Here is a 13,881-nt window from a genome sequence, read left to right on the forward strand (position 1 = left end):
GGTCAGGAGAGGTCGGCCTCGGCGAGCAGGAGGGGCACCGCCTGGGGGTCACGCAGCAGGGCGGCCACCGCGAGCCGGTCGTTCCACTGCCCCGTCGCCCACGCCAGCCCTCTGGCCAGCCCGTCGACCCCCGTGCAGTGCACCGACCCCTCGAAGAACCGCCACGAGCACTCGACCCCGTCCACGAGCAGCTTCTCGTGCTGGACGTACGTCTCCGGCGCCATCGGCAGCAGGGACCGCACCTCGCCCGGCACCCGCATGACCTCGCCCTGGGAGGTCACCTCACCGGAGGTGAGCTCTCCCGCCAGCGGCAGGTCGAGCAGCTCCGACAGCGCCTCGGCCAGATCGTAGGGGGCCAGCACCAGCGGCCGGTCGGCGACGAGCTGGAGCAGGTCAGGGGCTTCGACCACCACGACGTCGTCGGCCGGCGCCACCACGATGGAGCCCTTCAGCACCGCCCTCAGGCGGGAGGGCGGTGCCACCCGCGAGGGGTCGACGGCGGCCAGGGCGACCCACAGGGCGCGCAGTTGCGCCCGGTCGACCTCGATCGACTCGTCGGCCATGAGGTCGAGCAGTTCCTCGGGCCCGCCGTGGGAGTCGAGCAGCGCGGACAGCGTGGTGCGTATGCCGAGCATGGACAACGCGCCCTCGTCGAGACCCGCGGGAGCGTCGGCGTAGAGGCCCTGCAGCAGCGGGTCGGCGCCGGGGAGCCGCTGCTCAAGCGGCTTGCGCCCGCCGAGCACGGGATGGCCGGCCAGCCACCACGCGGTGTAGGAGGGCACCTCCACCCCCTCGATGCGCAGCGGGTGGAGGGCGGCGCGCAGCGGCGGCCTGGTCAGCAGGGCGAGCGCGGCCGGCCAGTCGGCCACGAGCTCCAGGTCGCGCACCGCCACGAACTCGGGCACCAGCGGCGGCACGTCGAGCTCGGGCAGCAGGTCGAGCACGTGGTCGAGCCATTCGTCCTCGCCGTCGAGGTCGTGGTCGCACTCGTCGTGGTCGAGCAGCACGTCGGACTCGTGCACGAGCGCGAAACCGTCGAGCACGCCGGCGGCGGCGAGCACGCGCGAGCCGTAGGTCTCGGCCAGCTCGGAGGCGGCCACACCGAGATGGGTGCCGGGCTCGACCAGCCCGGCCAGGGCCCCGTCGGCCAGCATGAGCTCGCCCGCGGGGTAGAGCTCGCCGTCGGTGCCGCGCAGGGCCAGCTCGGCCAGCCACGGCGCCTCGCCGGGCGCCAGCCCTGACGCCTCCACCAGGGACAGCACGGCCCGCGCCACCGGCTCGGGGTCGGGGCTGTCGAGCGACTGCGCGACGGCGGCCTTGGTCAGCGGGTCGTCGAGGATCGTACGGGGCGTGGCCTCGGCGGCGCCGAGCCGCAGCAGCGCGGGATGGGCGGCCTCCGGGTGCACGATGCGCAGCCCGAGCGGCGTCAGGTCGAGGCCCGCGCCTGCGTCGGCCAGGATGAGCGTGCCGCGCGGCCCTCGCACGAGCCGCCCGTCGGCGAGCGGCACCGGCAACGCCCCCAGCGACTCGGGGTCGTCGACGGGCAGCACGTCGTAGAGCGAGCGCCACCACGACGGCTCGCGCGCCTCCACGGCCTCGCCCGACAGCAGGTCGACGACGTCGGCCAGCTCGACCCTGCGCACGCCCAGCGACGTCATGGCCGGATGCCGGGCCGGCCAGCCCGCGGGCAGCAGCCCGGGGACGAAGCCGGCGACCGTCGCGAGCAGCTCGGCGGAGGCGCCCGCCACGACGGCGGCCTCGCGGCCCGGGACCACCCATCCGTCGTCGCCCGGCTCGGCCGCCGGATGTTCGACCCGCCACTCGGCGTCGGGCTCGTAGACCTCGGCCTCGGCGAACGAGGGGGTCCGGACGGCCGGCGCGGGCGCCGACAGCGCGGGCAGCAGCGGCGTCTCGGGCAGCCGGGCCAGCACGGCCCTGCGGACGCGGGCGTCGAGCTCGCCCTTGCCCATGAGGGACGGCACCAGGTCGAGCAGCCTGGACGTGCGCGGCAGCTCCTGGAGCAGCCGGACGTAGGCGTCGGCCACCCGCTCGACCAGGAAGTCGGTGAGCGGGCCCTTGGCGACGTGGCGGCGGTCGGTGGCCATCGGGAACGACGCGATCAGCAGCGCGGGCAGGTCGAGCGGCTCGTCGCTGGGCGTGGGCGCGTGCACGGCGGCCGGAACCGTGTCGGGCAGCACACCCGGCTCGCCGGTGCCGGTGACAGGGATCGCCCAGCGCAGCGACCAGTAGGGGCGGGCGCGCTCCTCGGTGGGCCGGTCGGCGAAGAGCCTGCTCACCTCGTCGGGCGTGAACTGGCCCGACTCGGACACGACGTGCCAGCCGTCGGCGACGACCGTGCGGACCGACCCGTCGAGATCGATCACGATGGACTCCAGCGCGGGCATGCCGAGCAGCAGCGCGGGGCTGGTCTCGGTGAGCATGCGCCGCACCGCGTCGACGGCGGCCTGGTCGCGCAGCGGAAGGCGGACGAGGGTGTCGAAACCGTCGGGCACGTCGAGCGGCGGCGCGTCGAACGGCAGCCGCAGCAGCGGGACGTGGCCCGAACGGTCGGCCAGCTCGGAGGCGAGCTCGGGGATCTCCGCCACCGCGGCGGAGGTGTCGGCGCGCGACCAGCGCACGGAGCCGAGGCCGCGCGAGCCGATGGCCGGCTCGTCGCAGACCGAGACCACCGCCGCGAACCCGACGCCGAAGCGCCCCGCCGCGCCGGCGTCGTCGCGCTTGCCGGAGACCCGCAGCGTCGACAGGCCCTCGACGCCCGTGGCGTCGAGGGGCGCGCCGGTGTTGGCGGCCGTCAGCACGCTGCCCTGGAGGGTCAGCCGCAGCACCCCTGGCACGCCCGCCTGCAGCGCGGCGTCGGCGGCGTTCTGTGCCAGCTCGACGATCAGCCGGTCGCGGTAACCGCCGAGCGCGAAGTCCTCCTCCGCGTTGGCGTCTTCGCGGAACCGGGCAGGCGAGGCCGTCCAGGCGGAGAGCACGGCCGCTCGCATCCGTTCGGTGCCGTAGGTGTCGCTCATCTATCACGATCCTGGTGTGAAGATAGGGGGCCACCGTAGGTTAGCGGCCCTCACCGACAGGTGAGGCGCGCGTCTCGCGCCCCACCTACCCTCACGGCGTCGCGCATGCGCCCTCAGGAGTGGCCGAGCTCCTCGGAGGCGGACGCGTCGACCGAGCCCGTCTCCTCCTCCATCAGGTCGTAACCGAGGTCGTCGAGGATGGGGATGGCCTGCTCCACGGGTGCCGGCAGCACGGCGGCCTCGGAGTGGGCGCCGCAACCGTGGTCGGCGGCCACCACCCTGCCGTCGTCGGGGGCGTATTCGTTGGCGCATACGCCGAACGACAGCCTCAGCTCACCCGCGAGCAACCAGTAGAAGCCGCAGGTGGAGCACTGCGCGGGAGCGGCGTGTGCGATCGGAGTGTGCGGCCCGTGCTCGCCCGCGTGCCAGCGTCTGGCAGCCCGGTCTCTGCCGATGGCCGAGAGCACACGGGCTCGGCCCAGGCCGTATTCGAAAACCATCTGGCGATCGGTGTCGTCGTCGGTCTCGGTGAAACCCGGCGCCAGCCTGTCGTCGTCTTCCGCGGTCGGCAGCAGATCGCCCACACCGAGGTCGCCCGGCCGCAGCCGCTCGCTCCACGGCAGCCACTCGGGCGCCAGCAGCGCCCCGGAACCGGGTAGCAGGACCGCCTCGCTGACCGTGACCTTCTTGGCGCGGGAGGCACGCGTGACGGTGACGGCCCAGCGCCAGCCGCGATAGGCGCGGTCGAGGCAGGCGAAGTAGTGGGTGACGATCCGGTCGCCCTCGCCCTCGTAACCGAGGTGCTCGCCCGGCTCGCCCGGACGCGCCAGCTCCTCGGCCGCGGCGCGCGCCAGATCGACCGCGGCGACACAAGCCTGGTCGGGAGCGGAGACGCGGGCCCTGGTGCGGCTCATCGGACCGCCTCCGCCGAAAGGTGCTGTTCGCTCACACTTCATTCTCACCCATGGCGGGACCTGGAAGTCCCACAACGGGGGATCCCGCTCCGAGATCGCCGACGAATCGGGTAAGACTGGTAGGCGTGCAGGGAGGCTGGGAGCGGGCCCGAGAGGTCTCGCGGCGGATGGCGCACGGCGTCGCCGACGCGGGCCGTGCCAGCCTGCGCGCGAGCAAGGCCACGGCCAGCGGCACCGCGCGGGCGGGCAAGGTCACCGCGAAGGGCGCGCAGAAGGTGGGCCGGGCCACGCGCCGCCTCACCCACGCCGACGGCGCCGGCCGCACCGGGCTCGGCCGCCTGATCGAGCTGTCGGCGGGCAACAGCGCGAGCGACGCGCTGGTCACGGTGGCGCTGGCGAGCACGGTGTTCTTCGGGGTGCCCGTCGGGGAGGCACGCGGGTCGGTCGCCCTCTACCTCGTCATCACGATGTTGCCGTTCGCGCTGCTCGCGCCGTTCGTCGGGCCGATCCTCGACCGGTTCAGGTCGGGGCGGCGCTACGTGATCGCGGGCACGCTGTTCGGGCGGGGGCTGCTGTGCTTCGCCATGGCCGCCGCGGTGGGGCCGGGCGACCTGCCGACGTTGTTCATCGGGGCGCTGGGCGTGCTGGTGTTGTCGAAGGCGCACAACGTGTCCAGAGCGGCGATCATGCCGAGCGTGCTGCCCGCCGACATCACGCTGGTGTCGGCCAACGCGAGGGTGGCGCTGTTCACGCTGGTGTCCGCGGGCGTGGTGGTGCCGGTCGGAGCGGGGCTGACCGCGTGGCTGGGCAGCGCGGCGGTGCTGCGCATCGCGATGGTGGCCTTCCTGCTGCTCGGGGTCGCCGCCGTACGCCTGCCGCGGCACATCGACTCGCCCGACCTGGAGGAGGAGGGCGCCGCACCCCGCTGGCGCACGCTGCTCAAGGTGGGCCCCACGGTCGCCGAGGCGGTGTGGGCCAACGTGGCCGTCCGGGTCTTCTCCGGATTCCTGCTGTTCTTCCTGCTGTTCCTGGTGCAGGACCGCGCGGTTCCGTGGCTGGCGGCGACGCGATCACAGGTGGCGGCCGACCCGTTCTTCGACATCCCCAAGACGATCGCGCTCCTCGCGGCGGCGGCCGGGCTGGGCGGGCTGGCGGGCGCCGCCGTCGCCAACTGGACCCGCAACCACGCGCCGCAGCTCATCGTGCTGGCCACCCTGGCCGTGACCAGCGTCACCACCGTCCTGACGGCGATCTTCTTCGGCCTGTGGGCCGCGCTGGCGATCTCGCTGATCACGGCGTTCGCGCAGGAGCTGGGCAAGCTGGCGCTCGACGCGATCGTGCAGCGCGAGATCGGCGAGGAGGTGCGCTCGTCGACGTTCGGCGTGGTCGAGGCCGTGCTTCAGCTCGCGTGGGTGTTCGGCGGGCTGGCCGGGCTGGTGCTCTCGCTGTCGCAGAGCAGCACCGCCGGGCTCGTCACGCTGGCGGTCGCGCTGACCGCCGCGCTCGCATGGCTGCTGGTCTCCAGGATCAAGCACGCCCGCGCCGCCGACGCCAAGCTGCACCGGCAGCGCGCCGAGGCCGCCGCCCAGCAGCCGCACCAGCCGCACCAGCGTCAGGACAACCTCGACCCGACCAAGCCGCTGACCAATCCCAACGGCTGAACGCCCTACGCGTCGAGGTCGTCGGCGACCGCCCGCAGCACCTGCGCGATCTTCTTGGCGTGCGCCGCGTCCGGGTGCTTGCCCCGCTGGTAGGAGGTCGACACGCCGTCGAGCAACTTGATCAGGTCTTCGACGATGACCACCATCTCGTCCGGCTTCTTCCGCTTGCCCTTGGGCTTGACCTTGGCCAGCGTCGGCGGCTGCTCAAGGATGCGGACCGAGAGCGCCTGCTGGCCCCGGCGGCCCTCGGCCACGCCGAACTCGACCTTCTGGCCGGGCTTGAGCGGGCCTGCGCCGGTGGGCAGCGCGGATGAATGCACGAAGACCTCACCACCGTCGTCGCGGGTGAGGAAGCCGAATCCCTTGTCGGCGTCGTACCACTTGACCTTGCCACTCGGCACAGGAGGACCTCGTTCAAACAGTCGAAAAAGAAGGATGGATGTAGGTTATGCCCCGAAGAGCGCCAGGGCGACCGGGTAAATGGCAGCGAATTAGCCGAGTTCCGCTTGTGTGCGCCAGTCGGCGAACCAGGCGGCGAAATCGGTCAGGTCGGGCAGCGCCACGTCAGCTCCGTGATCTTGCAGCTCTCCAGCCGTGTAGGGGCCCGTCGCGACGGTCACGCTCACCGCGCCACCCGCACGTGCCGCCTCGATGTCCGCGACATGGTCACCAACATAAGCCGCCGCACCGAACCGCGCGAGTGCCGATCCCTTCCGGGCGCCGAACAGCGAGCCGACCACCTCGTCCACGGCCAGCCCGAGCAGCTTGACAGTGCCGATCGCGTCCCTGAGGTTCTTGCCGGTGACCACGATGACCCGTCCGCCGGCCGCGCGCACGGCCTCGATCGCGTCGTACGCGCCCGCCATCGCCGTGTGCACCGGAACCCCCAATTCCGGATATATCTGACGATAGAGAACGGCTGCCGCGGGCACCGCCTCAGGCGGCAGCCAGTTGGCCAGTTCCCTCTCCAGCGGAGGGCCCAGCCTGCGCACGATCGCCGCACTGTCAAAGGGCACGCCGAGACGGACGGCCAGCTCGTCGTAAGTGGCCGCGATCCCCGCCCGCGTGTCGGCCAAAGTCATGTCAAGGTCGAACCCCACCGAAGTCACCACAAGAGCAGGATGCCAAACAGTGCCCTACTCCACGTAACGGGCCCTTGTTCTGGAACCCCGGTAATGGGAAGAAAGGAATTACTTATGGGAGAGGAGCGGCCGTGACCAACACCCCCAGACCGCCGCAGGCCGGAGACCGGCTCGTCGCCTCCTCCGCCCCGCCGCGTCCGCACCGGCCCGCCATGCCCGGCGGCCGGATCGCGACGCCGTGGCAGCGTGCGGTGTCGGCGGTGGCCTACCTGGTGAAGGTGGCCTCCAGGGTGGCCGCGCTCTCCGTGCTGCTCTACGCGTTGTTCACCGTGTTCGAGGCCAACCCGGCCAACATCTGGTACCGGTTCGTCGAATCGCTCGCCTCGTGGGCGTCCTTGGGCCTGGCCGGCCTGTTCCAGCTCGACGACCCCCGCTACACGGCGCTCGTCAACTACGGCCTCGCCGCGGTCGTGTGGCTGATCACCGGCTCCGCGCTGGCCGGCCTGATCCGGCGCGCCGCTCCGTGAGGGCGACGGTGAGCCGTTCCGGGCAACGGCTACGCTCCTTATCGGAGGTATCAGGATAGACATGACCAGATCGACCCGTGAGCGGATCGTCGACGAGGCTCTGCGGCTGTTCGCCGAGCGGGGTTACGCCGCCACGTCCGTGGCCGAGATCGAGGCCGCCTCAGGGCTGTCACCCGGCGCCGGAGGGCTCTACCGGCATTTCAAGTCCAAGTACGAGGTGCTCGCTGCCGCGATCAACCAGCACGCCGCGCGCACCAGGAGCCAGGTGGCGGAGAGCCTGGCCGAGCTGAGCGCCATGGAGTCCTCCGCCGACCTGGAGGAGCGCCTGGCCCACATGTGCCGCGCCGGGCTGGCCAAGGTACGCGAGGAGTCGGAGCTGACCCGGGTGTTCTTCCGCGACCTGAGCCAGTTCCCCGAACTGGTCGCCGTGGTACGGCAGGGGCTGCTGCAGCCCATGTTCGACGCGATCGTCACCTGGTTCAGGGCGCAGCCGGAATATCGGGACGTGGAACTCGACTGGGCGGGCATCGCGGCCGTGCTCGGCGGCTCGGTCGTGCACTACCGGCTGTTCCAGGAGACCGTGGGCGAGCTCCCCGGGCACGCGGAGAAGGACCAGTTCGTCACCGCCTGGGTACGCCTGGCCGTCGGCCTGCTCCCCGCCCCGGCGCCCGTCAGGTGACGTCGAGCAGCCGGTAGGCCAGCCACACCACGCCGAGCCCCGTACCGATCATGAACATGGTTCCGCTGACGTCGAAGAACTGCGTCACGAACGCCGCCAGCCCGGCCTCCGTACCGACCCGCAGGCCGCCGATCAGCACTCCGCCCACCGAATAGCCGAGCAACGGCGCGCCGATACCGAGCACCTTGTCGCGGATCGTCCAGGTGTCGCTCCACAGCACCAGCGCGGCGCCGAGCGCCCATACCACGACGGGCACCTGGAAGATCGCCAGCGGCGGCAGGTCGAACGGCACCAGCAGCGCCGCCACCACCAGGATCACCATCGCGGCGGCGTCGCGCGGATGTTCCTTGACGATGGTCCTGGCGTCCCTGCCGTCGGTGGCCAGCGGGTTGGCGCTAAACATGGCGACCTTGCGCAGCCCCGCGAACGGCAGGTCCACGCCGGGCCGCCGGTTCAGGTGCTCCTGGGCGATCATGCGGTGCTCGCGTATGCCGGGCGGCAGGTCACGGTCGTCGGCGACGGCGGCGAAGCGCAGCGTGGCGTCGGCTTCCTCCCCCGGCGGCGAACCGCCGACCGTGCGGGAACCCGACGCGGGGGTGCCTGAGGTGGAGGTGCCTGAGGTGGAGGTGCCCGGCGCAGAGGTGCCCGGGGCGGGCGTGCCCGGCGCCACGGGCGCGGTCGTGGGGGTCGTCGGCGGTCCGGAGCGCAGCGTCGGGACACCCGCCGCGGCCAGCCGGCGGGCCTCGCGCTCGACCAGCGCGGCCGGATCCCCGAACCCGGCCAGCACCTTCGCCACCTCGCGGGGCTTGCGGCCGCCGCCCAGCTCGACCTCGATCCTGGCCCGCAGCCGCTTGGCGAAGTCGAGCCGCTGGTCGGCTCTGAGCACGCCGTGGGCGGCGTCGGCCGCCTTGGAGACGTAGTTCAGCACCTGCTGGTCGGCTCGCTCAATCACGTCAAGCAATGCTGCCTCAATCAGGGTGGACATACCATGGCAACGATGGAGTTCACGGAGTGGATCAGGGGACGCACCGACGGGCAGCTGCGGGCGCTCGTGTCCGCGCGTCCGGAACTGATCACTCCGGTGCCCGCTCACCTGGAGGGCCTGGCGTCGCGGGCGGCCAGTCCTTCGGCGATCGGCAGGGTGCTCGACCGGCTCGACCGGTTCACGCTGGCGGTCGTCGAGACGCTCGCCGTCCAGCCGGGGCCGGTCGCCAGGAAGCGGCTGCGCGACCTCATTCGCGCGGCCCTGGCGGACGACCAGGAGAAGGACCCGGAGCCCGCGCTGTCGGAGGCGCTCGCCAAGTTGTGCGAGCTCGCCCTGGTCTACGGCCCCGACGACGCACTCGACCTGGGCCCCGGCGTACGCAAGGTGCTCGAAGACCCGGCGGGGCTCGGCCCGAGAGCCGTCGACGCGTTCCGGCACCACGCGCCCGAGCACCTGGAGGAGATGGCCGACGACGTCGCCCCCGGCGGCGAAGGGCCGGGCAAGGAGCGGCTGGCGGCGGCGCTGGCCGAGCCGGCCGAGCTCGTCGGCGCCGTCTCCGCCGAGGCCAGGGGCGCGCTCGACCAGCTCGCCTGGGGCCCGCCGACCGGGCGGGTGCCCAACGCCAGACGCGAGGTGCGCGTGGCGTCGGCACGTTCGCCCATCGAGGAGCTGCTGGCGCGCGGCCTGCTGGCGGCCACCGGCGAGGACAGCGTGACATTGCCCCGCGAGGTGGGCCTCTACCTGCGCGGCGGCCGGGTGCACCGCGACCTGCTGGCCACTCCGCCGGCGCTCGAAGGGACCGCTCGCGACCCCGGGCTGGCCGACCGGACGGCGGCCGGGCAGGCGTTCACGTTCGTCAGGGCCGTGGAGGAGCTGTGCGAACGGTGGAGCGTCGAGCCGCCGGGTGTGCTGCGCACCGGCGGGCTCGGCGTACGCGACCTGAAACGTACGGCGGGCGAGCTCGACCTGCCCGAATGGGTGACGGCGCTGGTCGTCGAGGTGGCCTACGCGGCCGGCCTGATAGCGGCCGGCGGCGGCGTCGACGGCGAGTGGCTGCCGACCCCCGGCTACGACCTGTGGCGGGTCAGGTCGGCCGCCGACCGGTGGCTGGCGCTGGCGTCCACCTGGCTGCGCATGGACCGCGTGCCCGGACTCGTCGGCGAACGGAGTCGCGGGGACAAAGGGGCGAACGGCGAAGCGGGCGGGAGGCGCGGCGACGAGCGTGACAGGCCGTTCAACGCCCTGCACACCGACCTGCGCCGCTCGTCCGCCGCCGCGGTCAGGCAGGCCACGCTGCGGGTGCTGGCCTCCGCCCCCGGGCTCGCGCCCGAGCGCGACTCCGTGCTCGAACGGCTCGCGTGGGAGCAGCCGCGCCGCCGGGGGCCGATGCGCGAGCAGCTCACGGAGTTCGCGCTGCGGGAGGCCGAGCAGGTGGGCGTGACCGGGCTGGGCGCGCTGTCCGGGCACGGGCGGGCGCTGGTCGACGGCGACGACGCGGCCGCGATGCTCGCGCCGCTGCTGCCGGAGCCCGTCGACCACGTGCTGCTCCAGGCCGACCTCACCGCCGTCGCGCCGGGCCCGCTGACCAGCGAGCTCAACCGGTGGATGGCGCTCACCGCCGACGTCGAGTCGAAGGGCGGCGCCACGGTCTACCGGTTCAGCGAGGGCTCCGTACGCCGGGCGCTCGACGCGGGGCACGGCGCGGAAGAGCTGCTGTCGGTACTCGGCCGCCACTCGGCGACCCCGGTGCCGCAGGCGCTGTCCTACCTGGTGACCGACGTGGCCAGGCGGCACGGCCGCATCCGGGTGGGCACCGCGAGCGCGTACATCCGGTGTGACGATCCGGCGCTGCTCGACCAGATCACCGCCGACCGCCGCTCCGCCGCGCTGCGGCTGCGCCGGCTCGCCCCCACCGTCATCGCCTCCCGCTCGTCGCGGGCGGCGCTGGTCGACTCGCTGCGCGCCATGGGGTACGCCCCGGTCGCGGAGTCGATCGAGGGCGACGTGATCATCTCCCAGTTCGACAGCCGCCGCACCGAGGGCGCGGCGCCGGTGCGCACGGTCGCGTCGGCGAACGGCCTCGACCCCGAGGTGGCGGCGGCGGCGGTACGCGCGTTGCGGGCCGGCGACGCGGCGCACCTGGCGCGGCGCGAGCCCGTCGACGCGCCCAACGGTCAGGTGCCGCGCGGGCCCGCCACCGCCACGGTCTCGGCCCTGCAGGAGGCGATCAAACAAGGTGTACGCGTGTGGATCGGCTATCTCGACTCCCAGGGCAACGCGACCTCTCGCATCCTGGAGCCGGCCCGCATGGAGGGCGGCTATCTGACGGCCTACGACGAGACCCGCGCGGCCGTGCACCGTTTCGCCCTCCACCGCATCACGGGCGTGACCGGCCTGTAGGCGATCAGCGCGCCGGCTCGGCGTCGCGGACCAACTGCGCGGCCAGGCGGACCACCTCGGCCGGTGTCGGCAGGGCGAGCGCCCGTTTTCTGGCGGCGGCCAGTTGCTCGGCGCCGGTGCCCGCGCGGGCCCCGTAGGTGCTCAGGCAGAGGTCGAACAGCTCGCCGGGGTCGGGGGCGTGCCATGACTGCTCCACTTCGACCGCCTGGGAGGGCGCGCCGTTCCTGGTGATGACGAGGTACGAGCCCAGCTCGGCGAGCTTGCGGGCGAGGTTGACCAGCTCGATGCGTTCGGCGCGGGCGGCGATCCAGTCGTGCAGCACGTACGCCCGCCCGGGCTTGTAGGTGGCGGAGAGCAGGTCGAGGGGGGTGGCGGCCGGGGACAGCACCCTGATCGTGCTCTCGGCCAGTGACATGCGCGAGAGCAGGGCGATGGCCCCTAATCGTTTGCCGGTCTCCTCCGCGCCCACGAGGACCAGCAGGTGCCGCATGGCCAGTCGGCGCACGGCCTCGGAGAAGCCGCCGGGCTCGCGGTAGGAGCGGAGCAGGATGTCGGCCTCTCGCCGGCTGAGTTCTCGCGGGGCCGGATCGGCCGCGGCGCGAGGCCGGTCATTGACGGCGATGACGCTCTGACTGAGCGTTATGGTGTCGAGGTCGATCTCGCCTGGTTCAGGCGTGTCGGTCACGAAGCCACCTCGGTGATTGACTGGAAAGTTGTCTACAGAAAAGATGGAAGATCAAAGACTTTCTTCTTTTTCCACGAAGGCAATACGGAGCGTAACATTACCGCTCTGACCTGGCCATACGTGCGACTTCTCGGCATTATGGGGACACGTCGACCACTCCCTCCGCCCTAGATCTTCCACCATGGCGCGATCGAGGTCGAGCAGAAAACGAAAATGGCCGCCGGCCGGTGTTCCATATCGTTTTACGGGGTCGGCGACTATCACCGGCATTGACAGGTCGAGGGGGCCGGGCGCGACATCAAGGGTTGACGGCACAACGTCATTCGCATCAGGTTGGGCTTGTGACCGAGCAGACGCTGGGCAGACTCGCCGAGGAGTCATGGAGCCGCTTCGACGACCACGACGCGATCTTCTACGAGGGGGCGTGGCTGCGTAGTCACGCGCTCTCCCTACGCGCGCGCCGCATGTGCGGCGGATTCGTCGCAGCCGGCATCAGGCCGGGCGACCGGGTGGCCGTGATGATGGCGACCTCGCCCGAGGTGCCGCTGCTCTACCAGGCGTTGTGGGCGGCGGGCGCGGTGGTGACGCCGGTGGTGTTCCTGGTGGGCGCCGAGGAGCTGCGGCACATCCTGCTCGACAGCGGCGCCCGCGCGATCGTCACCTCGCCCGAGCTGGAGGAGACCGTACGCGCCGCCGCCGTCGACATCCCGGTCCTCGTGAACACGGCCGAGCTGGAGCAAGCCCCCGAGCGGGGGTTCGTGCACAGGGACCCCGACGACCTGGCCGCCCTCATGTACACCGGCGGCACCACGGGCAAGGCCAAGGGCGTCATGCTGAGCCACCGGGGACTGTGGCAGGTGGGCAAGGCCGTCTACGAGCTGTCCCGGCAGGAGGGCAAGAACCGCGCCCTGATGCCCGTGCCGCTGTCCCACGCGTACGGGCTGATCATCTCGGTCGCCTCGATGCACGCCACGGAGCCGCAACAGGCGGTGCTGATGCGCTGGTTCGAGCCGAAGGCGTTCCTGTCGCTGGCCGCCGAGCAGCGCGTCCAGTACGGCACCGTCGTACCATCCATGATCCAGATGCTCCTCGCCGAGCCGCTGGAGTCGCATCCGCTGCCCGACCTCGCCTTCCTCACGTGCGGAGCGGCCCCGCTCGGCCGGCAGACGCTGGCGGAGTTCGAGCGCAGGATGCCGGGCGTGCAGATCCTGGAGGGTTACGGGCTGACCGAGACCAGCGCCGTGACGACCTTCAACCCTCCGGGCCGGCGCAAGGCCGGCAGCGTCGGCCTGCCGCTGCCCGGCTACACGATCACCATCCGCGACAACGAGGGCGAGGCGGCGGAGACCGGGGACATCGGCGAGATCTGCGTCTCCGGCGAGTCGCTGATGCTCGGCTACTGGGGCGAGCACGAGCCCGACCCCGAGGACACGGCGCTGGTCGGCGGGGAACTGCGTACGGGCGACATCGGCTGCGTGGACGACGACGGCTATCTCTACGTCGTCGACAGGAAGAAGGACCTGATCATCCGCGGCGGCTTCAACGTGTTCCCCCGCGACGTGGAGGACGCGCTCAACCAGCACCCTGACGTGGTGATGTCGGGCGTCGTCGGCCGTCCGGATCCGCGCGTCGGCGAGGAGGTCGTGGCGTTCGTTCAGCTCAGGAAGGGCGCCGAGGTCGGGGCCGAGGAGCTGATCGCGTGGGCCCGCGACCGGGTGGGCAGGGTGAAATATCCGCGCGAGGTGAGGTTCGCCGACTCGATCCCGGTCACGAGCGTGCTCAAGCTCGACCGCAAGGCGCTGCGCGCGCTGCTCGGCTGAACGGCAGCGAACCCGTCACGGCCGCACCCGAGTACACGAACCGCGGTCAGACGCGCCTCAATTCCGTGATAAGTGTTGACCTGTCTGGAGGTG

At 72.3% G+C, this 13,881-nt stretch carries 11 protein-coding genes; 5 read left to right on the top strand and 6 right to left on the bottom strand.

Features of this window, described 5'->3' with window-relative positions; genetic code table 11:
- Positions 1-2 precede the first annotated feature (2 nt).
- The gene (locus tag GUY59_RS16615; RefSeq protein ID WP_138200714.1) at positions 3-3,035 is read right to left on the bottom strand and encodes a sacsin N-terminal ATP-binding-like domain-containing protein; all 3,033 of its coding nucleotides are present in this window, start codon (positions 3,033-3,035) and stop codon (positions 3-5) included.
- Between the two features lie 113 nt (positions 3,036-3,148).
- The gene (locus GUY59_RS16620; RefSeq protein ID WP_132331108.1) at positions 3,149-3,949 is read right to left on the bottom strand and encodes a DUF3027 domain-containing protein; all 801 of its coding nucleotides are present in this window, start codon (positions 3,947-3,949) and stop codon (positions 3,149-3,151) included.
- Between the two features lie 125 nt (positions 3,950-4,074).
- Here GUY59_RS16620 and GUY59_RS16625 point away from each other — a divergent pair, with 125 nt between their 5' ends.
- The gene (locus tag GUY59_RS16625; protein ID WP_138200713.1) at positions 4,075-5,610 is read left to right on the top strand and encodes an MFS transporter; all 1,536 of its coding nucleotides are present in this window, start codon (positions 4,075-4,077) and stop codon (positions 5,608-5,610) included.
- Positions 5,611-5,615: 5 nt separating this feature from the next.
- On the opposite strand, the gene GUY59_RS16630 is transcribed toward GUY59_RS16625, so the two are convergent.
- Together GUY59_RS16630 and GUY59_RS16635 are read right to left on the bottom strand one after the other, a co-directional pair.
- Positions 5,616-6,011 carry a cold-shock protein gene (locus GUY59_RS16630; protein ID WP_132331104.1) on the bottom strand — a complete coding sequence of 132 codons (396 nt, stop codon included), beginning with the start codon at positions 6,009-6,011 and terminating at the stop codon, positions 5,616-5,618.
- Positions 6,012-6,101: 90 nt separating this feature from the next.
- A complete protein-coding gene (locus tag GUY59_RS16635; protein ID WP_138200712.1) occupies positions 6,102-6,722 on the bottom strand; it encodes an HAD family hydrolase in 621 nt (206 codons plus the stop codon).
- A 101-nt stretch (positions 6,723-6,823) separates the two neighbouring features.
- Here GUY59_RS16635 and GUY59_RS16640 point away from each other — a divergent pair, with 101 nt between their 5' ends.
- Positions 6,824-7,219: a hypothetical protein gene (locus tag GUY59_RS16640; RefSeq protein WP_138200711.1), complete on the top strand. Its 396-nt coding sequence runs from the start codon at positions 6,824-6,826 to the stop codon at positions 7,217-7,219.
- Between the two features lie 61 nt (positions 7,220-7,280).
- Positions 7,281-7,898: a TetR/AcrR family transcriptional regulator gene (locus GUY59_RS16645; RefSeq protein WP_132331099.1), complete on the top strand. Its 618-nt coding sequence runs from the start codon at positions 7,281-7,283 to the stop codon at positions 7,896-7,898.
- On the opposite strand, the gene GUY59_RS16650 is transcribed toward GUY59_RS16645, so the two are convergent.
- The gene (locus GUY59_RS16650; protein WP_138200710.1) at positions 7,891-8,850 is read right to left on the bottom strand and encodes a hypothetical protein; all 960 of its coding nucleotides are present in this window, start codon (positions 8,848-8,850) and stop codon (positions 7,891-7,893) included. The genes GUY59_RS16645 and GUY59_RS16650 overlap by 8 nt on opposite strands.
- 45 nt (positions 8,851-8,895) lie before the next feature.
- Here GUY59_RS16650 and GUY59_RS16655 point away from each other — a divergent pair, with 45 nt between their 5' ends.
- Positions 8,896-11,283, top strand: a complete 2,388-nt coding sequence (locus tag GUY59_RS16655) for a helicase-associated domain-containing protein (protein ID WP_138200709.1) — start codon at positions 8,896-8,898, stop codon at positions 11,281-11,283.
- Positions 11,284-11,287: 4 nt separating this feature from the next.
- Here the strand turns inward: GUY59_RS16655 and GUY59_RS16660 are convergent, their stop codons facing one another.
- Entirely contained in the window at positions 11,288-11,968 is a 681-nt protein-coding gene (locus tag GUY59_RS16660; protein WP_138200708.1) for a hypothetical protein, read from the bottom strand.
- 341 nt (positions 11,969-12,309) lie between these two features.
- Between GUY59_RS16660 and GUY59_RS16665 the strand changes: the two genes are divergently transcribed.
- On the top strand, positions 12,310-13,788 hold the full coding sequence (locus tag GUY59_RS16665; RefSeq protein ID WP_138200707.1) for an AMP-binding protein: 1,479 nt from the start codon (positions 12,310-12,312) through the stop codon (positions 13,786-13,788).
- Positions 13,789-13,881 lie beyond the last annotated feature (93 nt).

It is taken from the genome of Nonomuraea sp. K271, from assembly GCF_009908215.1.
Lineage (GTDB): Bacteria > Actinomycetota > Actinomycetes > Streptosporangiales > Streptosporangiaceae > Nonomuraea > Nonomuraea longispora.